This window comes from Streptomyces coerulescens (genome assembly GCF_042657965.1).
Classification (GTDB): domain Bacteria; phylum Actinomycetota; class Actinomycetes; order Streptomycetales; family Streptomycetaceae; genus Streptomyces; species Streptomyces coerulescens.
The window spans coordinates 57,094-76,926 of the sequence record NZ_JBHSKM010000046.1 but is presented as its reverse complement, the minus strand read 5'-3'; the positions used below and the strand labels follow the sequence as shown (position 1 = coordinate 76,926).

General features: G+C 69.7%; 20 protein-coding genes and 1 pseudogene. 7 read left to right on the top strand and 14 right to left on the bottom strand.

Annotated features, from left to right (window positions below; all coding sequences use genetic code 11):
- Positions 1-86: 86 nt before the first annotated feature.
- Together ACFPQ9_RS40800 and ACFPQ9_RS40795 are read left to right on the top strand one after the other, a co-directional pair.
- Entirely contained in the window at positions 87-773 is a 687-nt protein-coding gene (locus ACFPQ9_RS40800) for a TetR/AcrR family transcriptional regulator (RefSeq protein WP_380864693.1), read from the top strand.
- 156 nt (positions 774-929) lie between these two features.
- The gene (locus ACFPQ9_RS40795) at positions 930-1,568 is read left to right on the top strand and encodes a TetR/AcrR family transcriptional regulator (RefSeq protein ID WP_380864691.1); all 639 of its coding nucleotides are present in this window, start codon (positions 930-932) and stop codon (positions 1,566-1,568) included.
- Positions 1,569-1,571: 3 nt separating this feature from the next.
- Here ACFPQ9_RS40795 and ACFPQ9_RS40790 read toward each other — a convergent pair whose 3' ends face one another.
- From ACFPQ9_RS40790 to ACFPQ9_RS40770, 5 genes and pseudogenes are all read right to left on the bottom strand, one after another.
- Complete coding sequence (locus ACFPQ9_RS40790) at positions 1,572-2,420, bottom strand: SDR family oxidoreductase (protein ID WP_380864690.1); 849 nt, start codon at positions 2,418-2,420, stop codon at positions 1,572-1,574.
- 25 nt (positions 2,421-2,445) lie between these two features.
- Positions 2,446-3,267: a transferase gene (locus tag ACFPQ9_RS40785; protein ID WP_380864688.1), complete on the bottom strand. Its 822-nt coding sequence runs from the start codon at positions 3,265-3,267 to the stop codon at positions 2,446-2,448.
- Positions 3,264-4,529 (bottom strand): glycosyltransferase family 4 protein, encoded by a 1,266-nt coding sequence (locus ACFPQ9_RS40780; protein ID WP_380864686.1) that lies wholly within the window; start codon positions 4,527-4,529, stop codon positions 3,264-3,266. Before ACFPQ9_RS40780 ends, ACFPQ9_RS40785 begins: the two co-directional genes overlap by 4 nt.
- Before the next feature lie 105 nt (positions 4,530-4,634).
- A pseudogene (locus ACFPQ9_RS40775) lies at positions 4,635-4,768 on the bottom strand (ABC transporter ATP-binding protein); the annotation flags it as partial.
- A 7-nt stretch (positions 4,769-4,775) separates the two neighbouring features.
- A complete protein-coding gene (locus ACFPQ9_RS40770; RefSeq protein ID WP_380864684.1) occupies positions 4,776-5,633 on the bottom strand; it encodes an aldo/keto reductase in 858 nt (285 codons plus the stop codon).
- A 252-nt stretch (positions 5,634-5,885) separates the two neighbouring features.
- On the opposite strand from ACFPQ9_RS40770, the gene ACFPQ9_RS40765 reads away from it, so the two are divergent.
- Complete coding sequence (locus tag ACFPQ9_RS40765; RefSeq protein WP_380864683.1) at positions 5,886-6,770, top strand: Gfo/Idh/MocA family protein; 885 nt, start codon at positions 5,886-5,888, stop codon at positions 6,768-6,770.
- A 6-nt stretch (positions 6,771-6,776) separates the two neighbouring features.
- On the opposite strand, the gene ACFPQ9_RS40760 is transcribed toward ACFPQ9_RS40765, so the two are convergent.
- Entirely contained in the window at positions 6,777-7,538 is a 762-nt protein-coding gene (locus ACFPQ9_RS40760) for an SDR family NAD(P)-dependent oxidoreductase (RefSeq protein ID WP_380864681.1), read from the bottom strand.
- A gap of 146 nt (positions 7,539-7,684) precedes the next feature.
- Here ACFPQ9_RS40760 and ACFPQ9_RS40755 point away from each other — a divergent pair, with 146 nt between their 5' ends.
- Positions 7,685-8,611, top strand: a complete 927-nt coding sequence (locus ACFPQ9_RS40755; protein ID WP_380864680.1) for an AraC family transcriptional regulator — start codon at positions 7,685-7,687, stop codon at positions 8,609-8,611.
- A 12-nt stretch (positions 8,612-8,623) separates the two neighbouring features.
- Here ACFPQ9_RS40755 and ACFPQ9_RS40750 read toward each other — a convergent pair whose 3' ends face one another.
- From ACFPQ9_RS40750 to ACFPQ9_RS40720, 7 genes are all read right to left on the bottom strand, one after another.
- The gene (locus ACFPQ9_RS40750) at positions 8,624-8,950 is read right to left on the bottom strand and encodes a hypothetical protein (RefSeq protein ID WP_380864986.1); all 327 of its coding nucleotides are present in this window, start codon (positions 8,948-8,950) and stop codon (positions 8,624-8,626) included.
- Positions 8,951-9,103: 153 nt separating this feature from the next.
- Positions 9,104-9,739: a hypothetical protein gene (locus tag ACFPQ9_RS40745; protein WP_380864679.1), complete on the bottom strand. Its 636-nt coding sequence runs from the start codon at positions 9,737-9,739 to the stop codon at positions 9,104-9,106.
- 85 nt (positions 9,740-9,824) lie between these two features.
- The gene (locus ACFPQ9_RS40740; protein WP_380864677.1) at positions 9,825-10,697 is read right to left on the bottom strand and encodes an IS5 family transposase; all 873 of its coding nucleotides are present in this window, start codon (positions 10,695-10,697) and stop codon (positions 9,825-9,827) included.
- 41 nt (positions 10,698-10,738) lie between these two features.
- Positions 10,739-10,915 (bottom strand): hypothetical protein, encoded by a 177-nt coding sequence (locus ACFPQ9_RS40735; protein ID WP_380864676.1) that lies wholly within the window; start codon positions 10,913-10,915, stop codon positions 10,739-10,741.
- 237 nt (positions 10,916-11,152) lie between these two features.
- The gene (locus ACFPQ9_RS40730; protein ID WP_380864674.1) at positions 11,153-12,085 is read right to left on the bottom strand and encodes a DUF6192 family protein; all 933 of its coding nucleotides are present in this window, start codon (positions 12,083-12,085) and stop codon (positions 11,153-11,155) included.
- A 684-nt stretch (positions 12,086-12,769) separates the two neighbouring features.
- Positions 12,770-13,264: a hypothetical protein gene (locus ACFPQ9_RS40725; protein WP_380864673.1), complete on the bottom strand. Its 495-nt coding sequence runs from the start codon at positions 13,262-13,264 to the stop codon at positions 12,770-12,772.
- Between the two features lie 703 nt (positions 13,265-13,967).
- Positions 13,968-14,864: a GNAT family N-acetyltransferase gene (locus ACFPQ9_RS40720; protein ID WP_380864671.1), complete on the bottom strand. Its 897-nt coding sequence runs from the start codon at positions 14,862-14,864 to the stop codon at positions 13,968-13,970.
- 506 nt (positions 14,865-15,370) lie between these two features.
- Here ACFPQ9_RS40720 and ACFPQ9_RS40715 point away from each other — a divergent pair.
- Together ACFPQ9_RS40715 and ACFPQ9_RS40710 are read left to right on the top strand one after the other, a co-directional pair.
- Complete coding sequence (locus ACFPQ9_RS40715) at positions 15,371-16,576, top strand: beta-1,3-glucanase family protein (RefSeq protein WP_380864670.1); 1,206 nt, start codon at positions 15,371-15,373, stop codon at positions 16,574-16,576.
- Between the two features lie 127 nt (positions 16,577-16,703).
- Complete coding sequence (locus tag ACFPQ9_RS40710) at positions 16,704-16,910, top strand: hypothetical protein (protein WP_030949045.1); 207 nt, start codon at positions 16,704-16,706, stop codon at positions 16,908-16,910.
- A gap of 67 nt (positions 16,911-16,977) precedes the next feature.
- Here the strand turns inward: ACFPQ9_RS40710 and ACFPQ9_RS40705 are convergent, their stop codons facing one another.
- Positions 16,978-18,117 carry a sulfite oxidase gene (locus ACFPQ9_RS40705; protein WP_380864668.1) on the bottom strand — a complete coding sequence of 380 codons (1,140 nt, stop codon included), beginning with the start codon at positions 18,115-18,117 and terminating at the stop codon, positions 16,978-16,980.
- Positions 18,118-18,338: 221 nt separating this feature from the next.
- On the opposite strand from ACFPQ9_RS40705, the gene sthA reads away from it, so the two are divergent.
- Positions 18,339-19,742: a Si-specific NAD(P)(+) transhydrogenase gene (gene sthA, locus ACFPQ9_RS40700; RefSeq protein WP_380864666.1), complete on the top strand. Its 1,404-nt coding sequence runs from the start codon at positions 18,339-18,341 to the stop codon at positions 19,740-19,742.
- Positions 19,743-19,833: the final 91 nt, after the last annotated feature.

The following is a 19,833-nucleotide window of genomic DNA, read 5'->3' as shown; positions in this document are numbered from 1 at the left end:
GAAGAAATATTCACTTCCGAATCCGACGTCAGTCAAGAGAACTGAAGAAATCTTCAGGAAAGGAGAGAGTGCAGCTAGAGTGCGGGGTGGAACGCAGTTCGGGCGGGATGATGGGTGGTGTGATGGCCGAGCGGACCGCACCCGGGCGAGTCGACCGGCGAAGGGCGCGCACACGCACGGCGCTGGTGGAGGCGGCCCAGCGCCTGCTGGCCGAAGGCCGGACCGACGTCCCCATCCTGGAGATCACCGAGCTGGCCGACATCGGGGTCGGCTCGTTCTACAACCACTTCGACAGCAAGGAAGAGCTCTTCCGTGTCGCGGTGGCGGAGGCGCTGGAGTGGTGGGGTGCGCTGATGGACCGCCTCACCGCGGACATCGACGACCCGGCGGTCGGGTTCACGCAGAGCTTCCGCATGACCGGCCGGCTGCACCGCCGCCACCCGGAGCTGAGCCGCATCCTGCTGAACCAGGGGCTCGAACTGGCGCGGTCCGAGCGGGGCCTGGCGCCCCGCGCCTTCCATGACATCCACGCCGCGGTCGACGCGGGACGCTTCGAGGTGGAGGACCTGGACCTCGCCCTGGCCATGACGGCCGCCGCCGCGCTGGCGCTGGGCTCACTGCTGCACGCCCAGCCCGACCGGGACGACGCGCAGTCCACGGACCTGCTCACCCGCAGCCTGCTGCGGCAGTTCGGCCTCCCGGCCGACGAGGCCACCCGGATCTGCTCGCTCGACCTGCCGGACCTCGACGTGGTCGACACCCTCGTCGGCTGAGCGAGGGAAGGACAGCACTCCTGCTGTACCGGGCCGCACTCTGTTGTAGGGGCCGCTCCAATTAGAGTGGACACTTCAGCATGCGTTCACCAGAGATCGTCGACCGCGGGCGGTCGACGGCCCTGTACGACCGGGTACGACCGGGGAGGCACCCCAATGACCAGTGCGCCGACGACGCGCAAGAAGCGCGCCAACGGGGTGGAGTCACGCCAGCGCATCCTCGACGCCACCGTGGAGATCGCCGGCGAGCGCGGCTACGACGGCACCTCGATCGCGGCCGTCAGCGCCAAGTGCGGGCTGCCCGCCAGCTCCATCTACTGGCATTTCAAGGACAAGGACGACCTGATCGCCGCGGTCATCGAGCGCAGCTTCGAAGCCTGGCTCTCGGCCGTCGAGCTGCCGGACGAGGAGTCGGGTACGCCTCTGGAGCGGGTCACCGCCATGGCGGGGAACGTGGCGAAGTCGCTCGTCGAAGCCCCCGACTTCCTGCGCCTCGGCCTGATGCTCGCCCTGGAACGCCGGCCCACCGAACCCCGGGGCCGCACGGTGTTCCTCCAGGTTCGCGACATCACCCACCGGAAGATCGCCGAGGTCGCCGCCACCCTGTTCCCGGACCTGGACCGGGCCGCCGTGGACACCCTCACCACCTACGCCATCGCCGGCGCGGACGGCCTGTTCGTGCACCGCGAGGTCAAGGGCGACGCCGTGGACCTCGTGTCGTTGTTCGAGTTGCACGCACAGGTCGTCCACGACGCGGCGGCGCGGTTGGCGGGGCGGCAGGGCGCGGGGCGGTGAGGGCTAGCCCGCCCTGAACGTGTCCGCGTGTTCCGTCGCCCACTGGCCGAAGGTACGGGCCGGCCGCCCGGTGACCTTCTCGACCGTGTCGACGACCGTACGGCCGACCTCCGGTGTGTTGCCGTACGCCTCCAGCAGGAAGCCGATCACTTCCTGCGAGTGACCCGCCTCCCGCCACTGCGCGACGGCCTGCTCCTCGGTGAGCTCCACCAGCGCGATCTCCCGGCCGCGCGCGGCGGCGAGGGTCGCCACCTTGTCGCCGACGGTCAGGACTTCGGGCCCGGTGATCACATACTCCTGGCCGCCGTGCCCCTCCTCGGTGAGGGCGACCGCGGCCACGGCGCCGATGTCGGCCTCGTGGACCATGGCGCTCAGCCGGGAGACGAACGGCTCGCGCACCTCACCGGCGGCCACGATGCCGTCCGCCCACTCCAGGGCATTGCCCATGAACTCGACCGGCATGAGCACCGTCCAGTCCACACCGTCGTCCGCCCGCACCGCCTGCTCCAGCGGCGTCGCCTCACCGCCGTGCAGCACGGTGACCCGGCGTACGCCCGCCGCCCGGGCCAGCTCCAGGATCCGGGGGCCCGTCTCCAGCGGGGCGAAGTAGGCCCCGCCGAAGGTGATCAGGTGGACGCCGGTGACGCCCACCAGAGCCGGGACCAGGCTGTCGGGGTCGGTCAGGTCGCCCCGGACCACCTCGACGCCGGCCGGGAAGTCGGCCTTGGCCGGGTCCCGGGTGAGGGCGCGGACCGCGTGACCGCGGGTCAGCAGTTCGTTGACGACCTGACGGCCGACGGTTCCGGTTGCCCCGGTGACAAGGATCTTCTGGGCCTGCTGTGTCTGTGTCATGGAACGACCGTAGGAGGACTTGCGGTCAGGTTCTGTCCGCAAGTACGGAGAGGTCGTTGTCGACCGTGTAGTAGGGCCGCACGACCGCGCCGCCGATCACGGCCGCCGGGAGAACGAAGATCTCCTTGCGGTCCGCGACGTCGTCGAAGAGCCGGCCGATCCGCACGGAGGTCTCACCGTCGGCCCGGACGGACAGGTCCCAGACGCGGTTCCCGGCTTTGGCGTCCCCGACCAGTTCCCCGTAGTCCACGGTGAAGGTGAACCCCCGGCCGTCCTCCCCGGCCACCGGCACGACGGTCCGTTCGGTGCCGCCCCCGCCGCGCGGGCGCAGCCGTACGGTCGGTCCCGCGCCGAGGGTGGCGCCGTGCAGCCGTGCTCGGACGGTCATCGAGCGGTCCGTGACATCGACGCCCTCGACCTCCGCGTGGGCGGTGCGCAGCCAGGCCCGCACCGCGAGGTAGCCGTCCTTGGTGACGTACGGGACCCGTACGGCGACCGGCGACGGCCAGTCGCGCAGGTGGCCGTCGACGAGGGCCCTGAGGTCCCGCAGCCCGGGGCGCAGGCGCTGCCGTGGGGCTCCGGGTTCGGGGACCAGGTAGACGTCCCAGCGGCCCTCGGCGAGCGCGGGTTCCGGCATCTGGACGGCACGGCGGCGGCCGTCCCCCGCCGGTTCGAGGTCGAGGGTGTGGAGCACCTTCTCGGGCTGCCCCTTCTTCGGGCGGAGTCGCAGCAGCAGACGGGCCGCGGTCGACGGCGTCCGGAGCGCGAACGTGAGGCGGCCGTCGGCGTCGGCCGTGCAGTCGGCCCGGAGGTCGGCCACGCTCGACGTGGCGTGATCGGTGGTCATCGGTGTCCCCTCCGTACCGTGTGCAGTGCCCCTGCGGCCACGGCGTGTGCGGCGTCGCGTGCGGCGAAGCCCTGGCTGACCAGGGCGCGTTGTATTCGGCCGCGTTCCGTTGTGGGCGGTCGCCCGGCCCTGCGGGCGGCCATCGCCCCGTCGATCAGACGCTCGGCCTGCTCCACCACCGGGACCGGGGCGAACCGTCGCGCGTTCTCCAGGGCCCTGCGGCCCATACGCCGGCGCCGCTCGTCGTCGCGGACGAGTTCCAGCAGCGCGGCGCTCATCGCCTCGCGGTCGCCGACGGGGACGAGTCGGCCGTCGGTGCCGTCCTCGATGATCTCGCCGGGTCCGTACGGGCAGTCGGTGCTCACGACCGGCAGGCCGCACCGCATCGCCTCCACGATGGTCATGCCGAACGGTTCGAAGTTGGCCGCCGTCGCGCCGATCGAGCCCTTGACCCACTCCGCCTCCATGGGGGCCGCCGCTCCCATCAGGAAGGCGTGGTCGCTCAGGCCGAGCTCCTCGATGAGCTGCCGCAGCCGTGCCTGTTCCTCCCCCTTGCCGTAGATGCGCAGACGCCAGTCGGGGTGGGCGGCGGCGACCGGGGCGAAGGCCTCGATGAGGAGGTCGTAGCGCTTGACCGGCACCAGTCGGCCGGCCGCGACGATCACTTTCGCGGAGCCGTCCGCCGCGGGCAGCACCGGATCCGGGACGCTGTTCGGGAGCGCCTCCACCCGGACGCCGGGCAGGCGCATCTTGCGTAGGTAGGCGGCGGCGTCCGCCTCGGTGACCGTGGTCAGCACGTCGAGCCGGCGGTAGGCGCGGCGCAGCGCGGTACGCAGCCGGGGCGAGTGGTTGTCGAGGGTGAGGTGCTCCTGTCCGATGCGGACGACGTGCTCCGGCGCCTGGCGCGCGAGGTGCACATTGAGCCCGGGGCGGGTGCCGATGACGACGTCGGCGTCGGTCTGCGCCAGACATTCCCCGATCCGCTGGTCGGTCAGTTCGCTGTACTGCCGGTAGCGGTATTCGGCGGCGGGGAACACCCGCGCCGGTCTGAGGTGCAGGGGATGTTCCTTCTCGTGTCTCAGATCCACCAGTGGCCTTAACGCGACGCGCGGGTCCAGGGCGAAGTTCGGGCGTTCCCGGTGCCGCAGGGCGGAGACGATCTCCACGTCGTGCCGCTCGGCCAGTGCCTGGGCCAGGTTGAACGTGGTGGTGATCGTGCCTCCGATCCCGTAGGCGTTGTGGAGCAGGAAAGAGATCTTCATGGCGGACTAGACCGTGCCGAGTCCCTTTCAGTTGCCTGCTGTTACCGCTCCGTTGCCTTGCAGGTCATGTGCTGGACAGGAGAAGAAGCAGAACGACAAGGGGCGTCAGGCGACCTGACCGCTGTGCAGGGCCGCGTACGCCCCGCCCCGGCGCAGGAGTTCCGAGTGGGTGCCGATCTCCTGGATGCGGCTGTCGCCCAGGAGACCACGATCCGGTCCGCGCCCCGCACGGTGGACAGCGGTGTGTCAGACGGCGTCGAGTTCCGCGATCTCCTCGGCGGTGAGCGCGAGGTCGACCGCGCCGAGGGAGTCCAGGACGGTCTCCGGCCGGCTCGACCCGGGGATCGGGACGACGACCGGCGACTTGGCGAGCATCCAGGCCAGGCACACCCGCTGCGGGCTCACGCCGTGCGTGTCGGCGACGCGTGCGAACGGGGCGTAGGCGGAGCCCAGTTCACCGGCCCGGGCGATGCCGCCGAGCGGGCTCCAGGGCAGGAACGCGATGCCGAGTTCGTCGCACAGGCTCAGCTCCGGCTCGCTGGAGCGGAACGCCGGGGAGAACTGGTTCTGCACGGAGACCAGCCGGCCGCCGAGGATGTCGTTCGCCTGCCTGATGCGCTCGGGGCCGGCGTTGGAGATCCCGGCCATGCGGATCTTGCCCTCGTCGAGCAGGTCACGGATCGCGCCGACGGACTCGGCGTAGGGCACCCTCGGGTCGGGCCGGTGGAACTGGTAGAGCCCGATCGTCTCCACACCGAGCCGGCGCAGGGACGCCTCGCAGGCCTCCTTGATGTGGCGGGGGCTGCCGTCGAGCGTCCAACTGCCGTCGCCGGGGCGCAGATGGCCGCCCTTGGTGGCGACGAGGACGTCCTTGCCGAGGCCGTGGGAGGCGAGGGCCTTGGCGATGAGGGTCTCGTTGTGACCGACCTCGTGGACGTCGCGGTGGTAGGAGTCGGCGGTGTCGATCAGGGTCACGCCGGCGTCGAGCGCGGCGTGGATCGTGGCGAGGGAGCGCGCCTCGTCCGGGCGGCCCTCGATGGACATGGGCATCGCGCCCAGACCGATCGCGCTGACCTCGACATCCCCGATGCGGCGGGTGTGCATGGGCTCGTGACCTCTCTCGGCTGACGCGCGGAAGAACCGACACCAGCGTCGCCGCCCTGACGCGAGAGGTCCAATAGAAGAAAGTGAATGGATTCAGCGACGGTGCCGCTGAATCCGTTCAGTTCCGGGGTCATCCCGGCCGACCCCCTCCGGTATCCCCTTGCGCTCTCTCCAGGTCGATATGACACGCTCACCCTCGACCGACCGGACAGGTATCGGTCGTGGACGATCCGGCACGTGAGAGGCGGCGGCATGCGCATCGGACTGCTAGGCACCGGCCCTTGGGCGCAGCTGGCGCACGCTCCCGCCCTCAGCGGGCACGAGGAGCTGGACTTCGTCGGGGTGTGGGGGCGCCGCACCGCGCCCACGAAGGAACTGGCCGACAGCTTCGGCGTACGCGCCTACGACGACGTCGACGCGCTGCTCTCCGAAGTGGACGCGGTGGCCGTCGCCCTGCCGCCGGCGATCCAGGCGGACCTCGCGGTGCGGGCCGCGCGGGCGGGCTGCCATCTGCTGCTCGACAAGCCGCTCGCGCCGACGGTGGAGCAGGGACGGTCGGTCGTCGACGCCGTGGCGGCGGCCGGTGTGGCCTCCGTCGTCTTCTTCACCACCCGTTTCCAGCCGGAGACCGCGGCGTGGATCACCGAACAGGCCGGTGTGGACGGCTGGTTCACGGGACGGGCGCAGTGGCTCGGCGCGGTGTTCAGCGGTGCCGACAGCCCGTTCGCGGACTCCCCGTGGCGGCGCGAGAAGGGCGCGCTGTGGGACGTGGGCCCCCACGCGCTGTCGGTGCTGCTGCCGATCCTGGGTGACGCGCGGCGGGTGACGGCGGCCGCGCACGGGCCCGGCGACACCGTCCACCTCGTCCTCGACCACACCGGCGGCGCGTCCAGCACACTGGCGCTGAGCCTCACGGCCCCGCCCGCCGCCGCGGGGGCGACGGTGGAGCTGCGGGGCACGGCCGGGGTCACGCTGCTGCCGGAGAGCACCGAGACCGCGGTGTCCGCCCTGACCCGGTCCGCCGACGCCCTGCTGACCGCTGCTCGCACGGGGCAACCGCACCCGTGCGACGCGGCGTTCGGACTGCGGGTCACCGAAGTCCTGGCCGAGGCCGAGGCGCTGCTGAACGGCGGCTGACCGGCCCTAGAGGTTGTAGCCGCCGGACACCTCGATGTTCTGGGCGGTGACCCAGCGGCTCTCGTCGGAGACGAGCGTGGCGATCATCGCGCCGATGTCGTTGGGTTCGCCGACCCGGCCGAACGCGGTCTTCGCGGCGAGGCCCGGGATCACCTCCGGGAACCGGGTGAAGGCGTCGTCGGCGAGCCGCGTGCGGGTCGCCCCGGGCGAGACGGCGTTGACACGGATGCCTCGGCCGCTGAACTCCTTGGCCATGTACCGGGTCAGCACGTCGAGGCCGCCCTTCATGGTGGCGTACGCCGAGTAGCCGGGCTCCAGGCCCGTGGTGGTGCCCGCCGAGTTGCTGCTGGTGTTGACGACGGCGCCGCCGTCCGCCATCAGCGGCAGCAGCTTCTGCGTGAGGAAGTACGGCCCCTTGAGCAGGACCCGCGTCAGCCGGTCGAACATGTCCTCCGTCATGTCCTCGATCAGCGCGGTCTGCGCGATCCCCGCGTTGTTGACCAAGTAGTCGAACGTGTCGCGTCCCCACGTCTCCTTGAGCACGCCGGCCACCGTGTCGCGGAAGGCGTCGAACGTGTCGCTCGCACCGACGTCCAGCGGCAGCGCCACGGCCGTGCCGCCCGCCTCCTCGATGGCGGCGACCGTCTCCTGCCCGCCCCGCGCGTTCCTGCCGTAGGTCAGGACGACCCCGACCCCGCGCTTGGCGATCTCGACGGCGGCACTCTGCCCGATGCCGGAGCTGGCGCCGGTGACAATGGCGATCTTCATGGTCTCTCCCCTGAGTGAACGGAACCGGTGAACTGCTTCCATTCAACCCATCTGACCTGCGGAAACGTTAGAGCGATACTCGCTCGTCCTTGCACGATCCTCTCGCTTGCGGGAACTGCCGGGCACAACCGTGCTGCAATGGCCGTATGCCACTGGAAGAGCTCCGCGCGCTGCTGGTCCGGCACGCGCGTCCCGACTGGACCACCCCCATCGACGGTGTCCTGATCTCGAAGGTCGACCGGTCGGATCCGCCGGCGCCCTCGATGTCGGGCACGGTCCTCGCTGTCATCGCTCAGGGCGCCAAACGCCTGGCGCTGGGCGACCGCGTCTTCGAGTACGGCGCCGGGCAGTATCTGGTGGCGTCGGTCGATCTGCCGGTCACCGGCCAGTTCACCGGAGCCGATCCCGAGCACCCGGCGCTGGGTTTCGGACTCACGCTGGACCCGTCGGCCGTGGCCGAGCTGCTGCTTCAGGCCGGCCCCGGAAGCGCTCCCCGGGGCGGCGGAGACCCGCCGTCGGGAATCGCGGTGACCGACGCGCCGGCCGCGTTGCTCGACGCGGTGGTCCGGCTGCTGCGCCTGATCGACGAGCCCCGCGACCGGGCCGTCCTCGCGCCGCTGGTCAAGCGCGAGATCCTGTGGCGTGTGATCACCGGCGAGCAGGGCGCGACGGTACGGCAGCTGGGCCTGGCCGACAGCAGCCTCAGCCATGTCTCCCGGGCCGTGCGCTGGATCCGCGAGCACTACGCGGATCCCTTCCGGGTCGAGGACGTGGCGCGGATGTCCGGCATGAGCGTCTCCGCCTTCTACCGCAACTTCCAGGCGGTGACCGCGATGAGCCCGATCCAGTTCCAGAAGCAGATCCGGCTCCAGGAGGCCCGGCTGCTGCTCGCCACCCACCCGGGCGACGTCACCGGGGTCGGGCAGCGCGTGGGTTATGACAACCCGTCGCAGTTCAGCCGGGAGTACCGCCGTCAGTTCGGCGCGCCGCCCAGCAAGGACGCCGTACGCCTGCGTGACGCCGTACGCAGCCCTGCAGGTGTCCTGTCCAGAGTTGTGGGTGCCCTGTCCTGAGGGGGCGGCGAGTCACTCGTCGAACGGCTCCTCGCTCCACCGGAACCACGCTCTGTCCCCCTCGATGTGCAGCAGGAACTCGGCGACGGGGCCGTCCGGCGAGGACAGTGAGACGCGGCTGCGGATCTCGTCGTAGGCCGCCTCCCACGCCTCTCCCGCCTCGTCGAAGTCCTGCTCCAGCAGGGCGAGTTCACGTGCGAAAAGGTCGCGTACCTCCGCATAGCCCGGAGCGGGCGTGAAACGGCCCGCCAGCCAGGGGAAGTCGGCCTCGTCGATCAGGATCTCGCCCACCGGCTCGTCGCCACCTCGCAGGTGCCACACCTCTCCGTCGAAGCCCATGCCCGCCTCCGTCCCCCCGCTGTCGATCACGCCCTCGGCCAGCATGCCACCCGGCACTGAGGAGCTGTTGTGCTTCCCCTTGATCTGTGGCGCTGAGTGATGGGGCGTTCTTCCCGCTCACTCCGAGCAGGTGAAGGGTGTCGTCATGGACACTCAGCGTTTCGCGTTTTCCGTGGCGTACTCTTCCAGCCTTTCTGCGTAGGCCAGTTCCGAAGGTACGGTGATGACATCGTGGCTCTTCGTTCCCTCCCTTACGGTCGGTTCGCACGTCAACTTATCCGCGCCGTAAAGTCGGAATGTGTCGACCGGGCGACCGGTTCTCGCCTCGTATACGGTGATGTCCACCTTGCCCTGGTAATTAGCGATGGTGATGCTGCCGGTGAGGCTCTGGTCAGAGCCGGAAGAGTCGGGTTCGCCGCCGACGTATGTGCAGGACTCGATCACTCTGTCCGAGGCGCGGGTGGGACCCGAGGCGCACGCGACCAACTGCACGTCCTTCGGACTCGGTTCCGCGGTCTGGCCGTCAGTGGCGTGAGCGGGAAAGTCCGTGTCTCCGGTAAAGAGAACCAGCGGATGGGGTCCGCCCCCGCCGTAGGATGCCGTTTCACCGAATCCATCATGATTTTTACCGCAAAGGCGGTGTAAATCCGATAGCTCTTGCAGCCCCTCGTCGTCATCGAGGACCGACCACACCAGCATCCCCAAACCACCGAGCACGGCGACCGGTATGGCCAGTACCACGATCCAAACACCCAAGAGGACCAGCCAATCGACTACTGCTTTCCGCATGCCAAGGAGGGTAGTCGGCAGACACAGCCGGCCCTGGCCAAGTTCTTTCCCAAGACGGCCGTCGGCAAGTGCGTGGGCTGCCTGGTCACCGGGGTGCTGGGCCGAGGCGGACAGTCCAGGGATGCAGGCGGATCCGCAGGGGCAGGGCCGGTGGTGGTGGCGGGGGTTTGGGTTCGCGCCAATCGGCCACCGGTTTCGTCAGCCGACGTGTCATCAGAGCCATGGAGGTCCAGGCCAGATGGGCCTCGTGTTGGAGCAGCGCCTCGTAGTCGCGGCAGTTGCGGCGGGCCCTCATGAGCCACGAAATGCTCCGCTCTACCACCCAGCGCTTGGGCAGCAAGACGAAGCCTTTGGTTTTGGGCCGGTTGACGGTCTTGAGGGTGAGGCGGAGGCGGTCCTGGGCCCAGGTGACGAGTTCCCCGCCGTACGCGGAGTCGGCCCACACGAGGGTGACCTCGGGGTGAGCAAGACGGAGCCGGAAGAGGAAGTCACGCGCGGCGTGCGCGGCGTGGATGTTGGCGGGGGTAACCATCATCATCACCGGCAGGCCCCGTGTGTCCACGGCGAGGTGGCGCTTCCTCCCCGTCGCCTTCTTCCCTGCGTCACAGCCTGACGTCGTCTTCGGGACGGTGGCGTCGGCCTTGACGGTCTGGGAGTCGACCACCACGGTCACCGACCGTGGGTTCTTGCCCTCCCGCACGCGTACCTGCTCGTACAGTTCGGCACAGATCCGGGCGGTGACCCCGGCGCCGTGCCACTTGCGGAACCACCGATAGACCGTGCTCCACGGCGGGAAGTCGCAGGGGATCGCTCTCCATTGGCAGCCCGTGCGGTTGACGTACCGTACGGCGTCGACGACGTCGCGCCGGTCGTAGAACTCGGGGTGGCCGCCGGTCGGCAGGGTGGTGGCCGGCGGCGGCAGCAGCGGGCGGATCAGCTCCCACTCGGCATCGCTCATGTCGGATGGGTAGCGGTGTTTACGCACGTCAGGGGCCCGTTCTAGCGCTCCATGCGGGTGAGGACTTCGAGGGTGGCCTTGGCCCCGCCGAGCTGCTCCAGGACCAGGCGGACCCACTCGTCCGTCGGTTCGCGCTTGGCATGCGGGGCGATGATCCCGTGGATGACGTTCGTGATCCGGTGGAGCTCCGTGGTGAAGATCGCCCGCTCGTAGGCCACCCAGATCTCCGGGCCTCAGACGGTTGGACTCCTTCCAACCGCGAGTGCGTCACCGGCGGTAGCCCTTCCTTGGCGGCGATCTTGCGCAGGAATCTGATGCCAGCCCAGACCTGGGCGGGGGTGCGCTTGGCCGACCGGCACATCTGGGCCAGCCGGCCCCGGCCTGCCTCGCCTCGATGAGCGCCTTGCGTACCGCCTCGCCGTGGACGTGGGCGGGCGCTCCCCGCCCCGCCATCGCTACCGGCCCCGCAGCAGCTGGGCGAGGGCCTCGTCCAGGCCGGTCCGGCCGGTGGCCACCGCGGTCTCGATCCAGTCAGCGGTCGCCCTCAACTTCTCCAGCGTCGATCCGACCTGGGCGTGCTGCCGTTCGGAGAACTCGTGCCCGCGCGGCTTGGGCACCAGCCGTGCGGCCCCGGCAATGAACCCCTGGCAGATGGCCATCAGGTCCGCGAACTCCATCTGTTTGTGCCAGCCGCGCACGATGGCCGCAGGGTCGTCGAACCGCTCGCCGTCACCATCATCTTCGCGTTCGTGAGCCAGGACGTCGCGGAACTCCTCATCGAGGTCGTCGTCCTCGTCGGCCTGCTCGAACTGGATCTCGTTGACCATATAGCGGGCATCACCGCCCCGCATGGCCACGAGGGCCACTTCCCGGCGCTTGAGCAGGTCGACTACCACCCGGCAGGCCACCGCCTCGTCCCGCACCAGATCGGCGACGGCCTCCACCTTCTCGTCCACGGTGACCGGCACGGAGGTCTTCCAGCCCACCACCCGTTTCGCGGCGTCTCCGTCCCACGACCGGCAGCCGGTGCGCTCGTTCAGCGGCGGGTGCGCGATCACCTCGAACGGGTCCTCGGCCGACGCCAGGATCTTGTGGACCTCCCAGGACACCCCGGCCACCCGGCGCTCTGCCGGCCACTTCGCCGCCACCCACCGGTACGTCCGCACGGTCGAAACCGACAGGCCCACGTCCTCCGCGAAGAACCTCAGCGCCTCCTCCACGCTCTGCCCGTCCTCGGGAACCCGCAGGTGACCGCCCCACTCGCGCATCGGCTCGATCTCCAGCGCGGCATCACCGAGAGCCCACTGGGCTGCGCAGTGGACTTCGACCTGGCGGAGCGAGGAGGCCACCAGCTCGTGGTAGCGGCTCGCGGCGACATTCCCGATCACGGCCACAGCGGATCACCACCCACCGGCAGGACGAGGACGCGGCACTTCGCCGGCGACACGGGCGCCGTCCCGCCATTACCTGCACCGTCCGCGCCCACCGGCCCAGATCACCAGCAACGACCGGAGAACGCCGCACCGAACACATGATCTGCCCACCCGGCAACAGCCTCAGCTCGCACCCGTCTTCCCAACGACCGAAGCAGACCGATGCCCAACTTCCCCAATACACAGTGGGTTTAGGGGGCGGCAGCTTCTCACTCTTCGTCCCATCTGTTGTGCTCCCTTTCCAGGAATGGGCGTGAGGTCCAGTACGCGGACCGGCTCTCCGGCCCACCGGTGCGGGGGCAGTGGTCGCGATGATCGCACCGTCGGGACGGTACGCGCCTGGTACTCCAGTCTGGTTCTGCGATCTACCGTCGGGCCCGGCTGCGAACGGGTACGGCCACCGCATGATCATCGGAGGTTGCGCGAACTCCTGAAGATCATGCGGTGGCCGCAGGTCAATACACCTAGACCCTGCCCGCTGGCGGGCGCTGTTCGGCCAGGTCTCGCCCGGATCAGGGCAGTTTCGGTGAGTTGAGCCCCGGGGCCGCAGCCCGTGCTTACCTGCTCGGGCTGCTGTCGAGCACCGAACGGAAGACTGCCGACGAATCTCCGACTCAGGTCACCAGGTCGTACTTGAGGTCACGGCCGGTGGAGGACGATCGAGTTGATCGGGTCGAAATTGAGGCGAATACCCATGTAGGGCAGGATCTGCTTGGTGCAGTTCACCCCGTTGTACCCGGTGCATGTACTGACCCACGCATTGGATCCGCGGGGGACTTGATTGTTCACCAGCCAGTGCATCCCAACCTGGTTGCTCAGGTTGTGAGCTCCGTAGCTCCAGTAGATATTCGTAATCTTGTTGGGGTCGGGCTGAGCCCCTGGAGCGTCGTCCCGGGCATAGATACAGACTGCCCCGGACGGACACCCGAAGTAGACGTCCTCAGCTGCCTGGCTCCTGGCGGTAGCTACGTTCGCCGAATCGTTGGCGGGCGTCACCTTCGCGGCGGATGCAGGCGCGGCGGACATCATGGTAGCCAGAACGGCCCCCGCGCCCGCCACGGCGAGACCGCGCAGGGTCAGCCGACCCCTCTGGTTTCGCCGCGTCTTCCGATTCTCGTTCTTCTGCAAGGACATGCTGTGCCTCTCCTTCTCCCCGGACCTGTCGCGGGGTCACACAGGAGGCTCACAGCGGTCCATGACCGCTCCGCACGGCGAGTGTGACGGGATCATGACCGTTCCTCACCAGTCGCCGTCATATTGCTCCATAGCGGCTGACCTAGGTTTTCCGGCTTTACGGTCACGGTGTCGCCCACTCACCCACTCCGTTCCCGCCCTTCCCGGACGTCCAGTTGCCCCGCACACACGTGATGCCGCGCTGCCCCCGCCGACCGCCCATGACCGAGTCCGGGCCGCCGCCGTGGCCGCCCCTACCGGCGCCGCTCGCCCGCGTGCTCCGTCGGTTGGCCACCAAAGCTCTCGAAAGGGCCAACGCGCATGCCGAAACAGCTTCTCCACCAACCAGCACAGCGCGACGCCCCAGGCACCTGCGCGCAGGTCCGAACGCTGCGCGCCAGCCACTGCGCATGCTGGTCATCTGCCACGCCTTCACGCTACGCGCCCATGCCCGGGTCGTCAGCGCAGGTCACCAACCGGCCGAGGCCACACCAGAGCGCTGCGGACTGGCCGCCGTGCCCTGTCCCGCCCGTTGCCGGGCAGATGGCCCGGTCACAGAACGTCACAGAACAAGGAGAAGCACAACGGCTTCTGACAAACGGCCCGGACCTGCGATCGAGGTCCGGGCCGTCCGTCATTCAGCGGGCCCAGTCACTACTCCCGGCTACGCGGACGTCTTCGCCTGGAAGTTGATCCGCTCCTTGACCACCGGGAAGCCGGCCTTGGTGAAGTTCGCGGCCATCGGGAAGTTGCCCTGGTCCGTGGCGCCGGTGACGAACTCCGCGCCCTGCTCGACGAGGTAGCGGGTGCACTCCGCGAGGAGGTCGTAGGCGTAGCCGTGGCCCCGCTGTTCCGGTACGACCCCGATGAAGCCGATGGTCGGGCCGGAGGGGTTGTGGGCCGGGATGTGGATGCCGGCCAGGTCGCCCTCGGGCGTGTGCGCGACCTGCCACCACTCCCGTGGGGACGGGCACCAGTGGAAGAAGTCGAGTTCCTCCTGGGCGGCCTTGTCGAGACCGCCCTCCTCGATGTCCCGAAGGGCGTGTGCGTCCAGGGTGACGGAGTGGATGCGCCGCAACGCGTCGAAGAAGACCGCGTCATCGGGCTCGGCGCTGAACTTCAGCCGTCCGGGCCGCTCGGGCAGGCCGAGATCCGGGGTCCAGCGGTACATGAAGCGCTCCACCAGGAGTTCGTATCCGGCGGCGCGCGCGGCGGCGAACCGGGCTTCGGCGGCGGCCTTCAGAGCGGGATCGTCCCGCCAGTCGCCGGGCAGGTTGATCTCGAGTTCGACCTGCCAGGGGGCGGAGCGCAGGAGTTCGGCTCCGGCCTCCTCCTCGCCCTCGGCCACGTCGAACCAGTTGATGTTGAGGGGCGCCGAGTCGTCGGGGCCGGCCCACCAGGCGCCGCGGGCGACGACCCTGCCGTCGCGCAGGGCCACGCGCTTCCACTCGGGGCGGAACCGGGTGCGCAGATGCCCCTCACCGGCACCGAGGGGGTCGGGGTGAGCGTCGAAGAGATGAGCGTCGTTCGTCGAAAGCGTACGGATGACCAGATCGGTCACGGATTCCTCCGGGATACAGGCTGCTTGGAGCGCTCCCGGTCAGATCGCGATGTGCACGCCGGGGCAACGGAAGAGGGAGCGCGGGAAAGTTGAGAACTGCACGGCACTCGCCTCCTTCCGTCCGTCTCAGGGCGTGAAGCCACACAGTACGTGATCTTCGAATGTCCGTCCACGGGTTTTCCGTGGTGGCTGCAGGTCGTCGTGAGAGCGTCGCGAGAGCGCTCTCAGCACGCCCCTGGCGCACCCGTCGGGCTTAAGTGAGCCTTAGACAAGGCTTAAGCGGATGTGGTCATTCCGTGACCATCCAAGTTCCTGCAGCTCAGGCGCTTTTGGACTTGATGCAGACCCATTGGCCCACACACGAGTCGTGCGTAGCATCGGGGCTCATCGGTAGCGGTCGCGGTCGTCGGGCCCGTGTTTCGAGAGCGCTCTCAATCGGTCCGTCCGTCCGGTCGGCTCGCTGCCGCGGCTCCTGTACCCCACAAGCACTCCGGGAGATCCCCCACATGACTTCCCGTCATCAGCGCCCCCTCGGTCGTCGCAGGCTTCTCTTCGCCCTCGGCGGCGCGGCGGTGGCCGTCCCCGTCGCCGCCACCGTGGCCCCGTACGCACTCGCGGGTACACCCGCGGGCGTCGACGCGCCGGCCGCCGCGGGCCCGTTGCCGTTGACGATCGTCAACGGCAGCGGTTCCTTCGACAACGCGAACGTCCACCTGTACATAGTGGGCAACCAGGACGGCAAGCAGGTCCGCCTCACGCCCGACGGCAACCTGGCGCCGATCGCGCTCTCGGACAACGGGTCCGACGGCTTCACGGACTACGCCATCTCCCTCTCCGGCGGCGAGACCCGGCTCTCCCTCCCCTACATGTCCGGCCGTATCTATGTGGCGCTGGGCGAGAAGCTCAAGTTCAAGGCGGTCGCGGACGGGAACGGCAACGCCGCGCTCCAGTACCCGGCCGGCTGGGTCGCCTCGGACCCCAACTACCCGGTGCTGCACGACTGTGCCGAGTTCACGTACAACGCGTCGGGGATGTTCTGCAACACCACCATGGTCGACATGTTCAGCGTGCCGATGAGCATCCGGCTGACCGGTGCGAAGGACCAGACCACGGGCAAGCTGCGGTCCGGTGGGCGGGCGGCCGCGTTCGCCGCGGTGCGCGAGGCCGAGGCGTTCGCGAAGCTGGTCGTGGACGACACCCGCGTCATCGCCCCGGGGCACGGTCTGGACGCCGGCCTGTTCGCCAAGGACTACTTCGCCCCGTACATCGACGAGGTGTGGAGCACGTACACCGGGCGGGATATGACCGTGACCACCAACGCGGGGAAGTTCACCGGGCGGGTGCGCGGTGACCGGTTCACGTTCGACGGGCCCGCCCAGGTGTCCTTCGCCAAACCGTCGACCCGGGACGTGCTGTTCTGCGACGGCAATCTCGCCGCCCCCAACGACGGTACGACCGGTCCCGTCGCCGCCGTCCTCGGTGCCGGCTTCAACCGCTCGACCCTGCTCAGCCATCCCGCGCAGCCGACGACCGACCCGGCCACCTTCTACGGGACCGACCTGACCAACCACTACGCCGGCGCGATGCACGCCGCCACCGAGGACGGCAAGGCGTACGGCTTCGCCTTCGACGACGTGGCCGATTTCGCCTCGTACATCCAGGACACGGCGCCGACGGGGATCACGCTGACGCTCACGCCTTTCGAGGCCTGAGCCGACCCGGTGCGGGGCGGGGTCCCGGTGCCCTCCGGATGCAGGGTCCGCTCAGGCGTTGAATGGTGATAGCAGACCCGATGACCGCACCGGGCCCGAAGTCACCCGGATCCGAGGAGCAGAGATGATGCCGACGTCCCAGCCCGAAGCGTCCGGGCCGTCCGAGGACCGCACCACCCCGGACGACCTGCTCCACGCCCGCACCGGCACCGAGGTGTCCCCCGAGGACATCGTGCTTGCCTCAGGCAAGGACCTCACCCCACGCAACCTGGAATGGGCCAAGCGCAAGCTGGCGGCCGAGGGACCGACCGCCCTCGACAAGCTGCTGCCCTAGGGCCTGTCCACCCCGATCCGCAGGGGTCGCCCTGGGGTGCGGGTCGGCACCCGGGGCGGCCTCGGTCTCACCGCGCCGGGGGCCCGCCCTCCTCGTCCAGACACAGCACGGGCACGCGCTGTACGAGGTTGTTGGCGAAGCCCCCGCGGTTCCAGGGCTGCTCCAGCGGCTGGCTGTGGCCCTCGCCGTCGGTGGCCCGTGCGCTGAGCACATGCTCACCCGGGGTCGCCGTCCAGTCGTACCGCCAGCGGCGCCAGGCCCAGCGCCGCCCGTCGTCCGGGGCCTGCTCGGCGTCCCGCCAGGTGTGTCCCGCGTCCGTGCTGACCTCGACGCGCGTCACCGGCGCACGCCCTGACCAGGCACGCCCCTCCAGTGCCACCGTCCCGGGCCGGATCACGCGGGTCCGGGACATGAAGTCCGGGAATCCGGGTGGCACGAGCAGGGCGCGCGGGGCGATCCGGGTCACCGGTTCGCCCACGTCCTCGGGGTCCCGGCGCAGCCGGTACGCCACGGCCTGCTGGAATCCCGTGAACGGTTCGTCGACGACCGTGATCGAGCGCAGCCACTTCACCTGGGCCATGCCGTACCAGCCGGGCACGATCAGCCGGAGCGGGCGGCCGTGCTGCGGGGGCAGCGGTGCGCCGTTCATCGCGTACGCGACCAGCACCTCGGGATCGTCGCCCGTGGCCGACTCGACGGGCAGGGCGCGCCGGTAGTCCTGCTCGACACCGCGTTCCACCCCGTGGTCGGCGCCGGTGAAGACCACGTCGACCGCGTCGGGGCCGACCTTGGCCTCGGCGAGCAGCAGGCGCAGCGGTACGCCCGTCCAGTCGGCCGTGCCGACGGCCTCCACGAGCCAGGGCTGGCTCACCGGCCGGGGGGTCAGCAGGGCCCGGCCGTTCCCCGCGCACTCCAGCGTGACGCGGGTGGTGACCTGCGGGAACCTGCGCAGGTCGGGGAGGTCCAGGCGCAGGGGGCGGCGGACGCGGCCGTCCACGGTCAGGGACCACGGGCTGCCGTCGGGGACGTACGGGATGTCGTAGTGGGTCAGGACGTAGTGCAGGCCCGGCGGGGTGATGTCGTGGCGCAGGGCTTCGAGGGGCAGACCGTGGTTGCGGGTCGCGAGCGCCAGTTCGTCCCGGCCGATGCCCTCGTCCGGGGCGGCCAGCCGGGCCGGCGTGCTCGCGTCGGCGAGTCGGTGACCCATACCGCAATTATCGACCCGCGAGCGCGACATCGCGCCGGTGGAGCGGGACGTTCCGGGCATGAAACGGAACAGACCGGGCGTGGGTCGAGCTCGGGTCGGGCAGGAGTCGAGCGCGAGTCGGGCGGAAGTACAACCTCCGTTGCGCTCCATGCACTTCGGCCGGGCGATGGTTCACGGCTCACCCTTTCGAAAGGGGTCGCGCGGCTGACAGACTCCGGAGGGTGCCCGACTTCGACATGCTCGTCATCGGATCCGGCCCCGGTGGCCAGAAGGCCGCCATAGCCGCGGCCAAGCTGGGCCGCCGCGTCGCCGTGGTCGACCGTCCCGACATGGTCGGCGGTGTCTCCATCCACACCGGGACCATCCCCTCCAAGACCCTGCGCGAGGCGGTGCTGTACCTGACCGGTCTCACCCAGCGCGATCTGTACGGCCAGAGCTACCGGCTCAAGGACGACATCACCGTCGCCGACCTCACCGCGCGCACCCAGCACGTGGTCGGCCGTGAGGTGGACGTCATCCGCAGCCAGCTCTCCCGCAACCACGTCTCCCTCTACGCCGGGACCGGCCGCTTCGTCGACCCGCACACCATCGCCCTGCGGGAGGTCACCGGCCACGAGCGGCTGCTGACCGCCGAGCACATCGTGATCGCCACCGGTACCAGGCCCGCGCGGCCGGACAGCGTCGAGTTCGACGGCCGCACGATCATGGACTCGGACAACGTTCTCGCGCTGGAGCGGGTGCCGCGCTCCATGGTGATCGTGGGCGCCGGCGTGATCGGCATGGAGTACGCCTCGATGTTCGCCGCGCTCGGCAGCAAGATCACGGTGGTGGAGAAGCGCGCCGGGATGCTCGACATGTGCGACGTCGAGGTGATCGAGTCGCTCAAGTACCACTTGCGGGACCTCGCCGTGACGTTCCGCTTCGGGGAGACGGTCGCCGCGGTCGAGCGGCATGCCCGCGGGACGCTGACCATCCTGGAGAGCGGCAAGAAGATCCCCGCCGACGCCGTGATGTACTCGGCGGGCCGCCAGGGCCTGACCGACGAGCTGGACCTGGACAAGGCCGGACTGACCGCGGACCCGCGCGGCCGGATCACCGTCGACGAGCACTACCGCACCGAGGTGCCGCACATCTACGCCGTCGGCGACGTCATCGGCTTCCCGGCGCTGGCCGCGACGTCCATGGAGCAGGGGCGCTCGGCGGCCTACCACGCCTGCGGGGAACCCGTGGGCCGGATGCACAACCTCCAGCCGATCGGGATCTACACCATCCCGGAGATCAGCTTCGTGGGGCGGACCGAGGACCAGCTCACCGAGGACCGGGTGCCGTTCGAGGTCGGCATCTCCCGCTACCGCGAACTGGCCCGCGGACAGATCATCGGTGACTCGCACGGCATGCTGAAGCTGCTGGTGTCCCCGGAGGACCGCACGCTGCTCGGCGTGCACTGCTTCGGTACGGGGGCGACGGAACTCATCCACATCGGGCAGTCGGTGATGGGCTGCGGCGGCACGGTCGACTATCTCGTCGACGCTGTGTTCAACTACCCGACGCTCGCCGAGTCCTACAAGGTCGCGGCCCTGGACGCGACGAACCGGCTCCGCCAGATCGACCGCATCGGGGACTGACGCCCCGACTTTGGCAGTCCTTCAACAAACCTTTCATCGTCGTGCTGTTCGGCGGCAACAGCCCCGGACAGCACGGCGTTCCGCTGTTCCC

Bases quoted from the DNA above. Each gene is read 5' to 3' on its own strand.
- ACFPQ9_RS40715 (WP_380864670.1), top strand. From the start codon at position 15,371: ATGACTTCCCGTCATCAGCGCCCCCTCGGTCGTCGCAGGCTTCTCTTC.
- ACFPQ9_RS40705 (WP_380864668.1), bottom strand. From the start codon at position 18,117: ATGGGTCACCGACTCGCCGACGCGAGCACGCCGGCCCGGCTGGCCGCC.
- ACFPQ9_RS40755 (WP_380864680.1), top strand. From the start codon at position 7,685: ATGCCACTGGAAGAGCTCCGCGCGCTGCTGGTCCGGCACGCGCGTCCC.
- ACFPQ9_RS40765 (WP_380864683.1), top strand. From the start codon at position 5,886: ATGCGCATCGGACTGCTAGGCACCGGCCCTTGGGCGCAGCTGGCGCAC.
- ACFPQ9_RS40795 (WP_380864691.1), top strand. From the start codon at position 930: ATGACCAGTGCGCCGACGACGCGCAAGAAGCGCGCCAACGGGGTGGAG.
- ACFPQ9_RS40740 (WP_380864677.1), bottom strand. From the start codon at position 10,697: ATGAGCGATGCCGAGTGGGAGCTGATCCGCCCGCTGCTGCCGCCGCCG.
- ACFPQ9_RS40710 (WP_030949045.1), top strand. From the start codon at position 16,704: ATGCCGACGTCCCAGCCCGAAGCGTCCGGGCCGTCCGAGGACCGCACC.
- ACFPQ9_RS40785 (WP_380864688.1), bottom strand. From the start codon at position 3,267: ATGACCACCGATCACGCCACGTCGAGCGTGGCCGACCTCCGGGCCGAC.
- ACFPQ9_RS40770 (WP_380864684.1), bottom strand. From the start codon at position 5,633: ATGCACACCCGCCGCATCGGGGATGTCGAGGTCAGCGCGATCGGTCTG.
- ACFPQ9_RS40725 (WP_380864673.1), bottom strand. From the start codon at position 13,264: ATGTCCTTGCAGAAGAACGAGAATCGGAAGACGCGGCGAAACCAGAGG.
- ACFPQ9_RS40745 (WP_380864679.1), bottom strand. From the start codon at position 9,739: ATGCGGAAAGCAGTAGTCGATTGGCTGGTCCTCTTGGGTGTTTGGATC.
- ACFPQ9_RS40760 (WP_380864681.1), bottom strand. From the start codon at position 7,538: ATGAAGATCGCCATTGTCACCGGCGCCAGCTCCGGCATCGGGCAGAGT.
- ACFPQ9_RS40780 (WP_380864686.1), bottom strand. From the start codon at position 4,529: ATGAAGATCTCTTTCCTGCTCCACAACGCCTACGGGATCGGAGGCACG.
- ACFPQ9_RS40790 (WP_380864690.1), bottom strand. From the start codon at position 2,420: ATGACACAGACACAGCAGGCCCAGAAGATCCTTGTCACCGGGGCAACC.
- ACFPQ9_RS40750 (WP_380864986.1), bottom strand. From the start codon at position 8,950: ATGGGCTTCGACGGAGAGGTGTGGCACCTGCGAGGTGGCGACGAGCCG.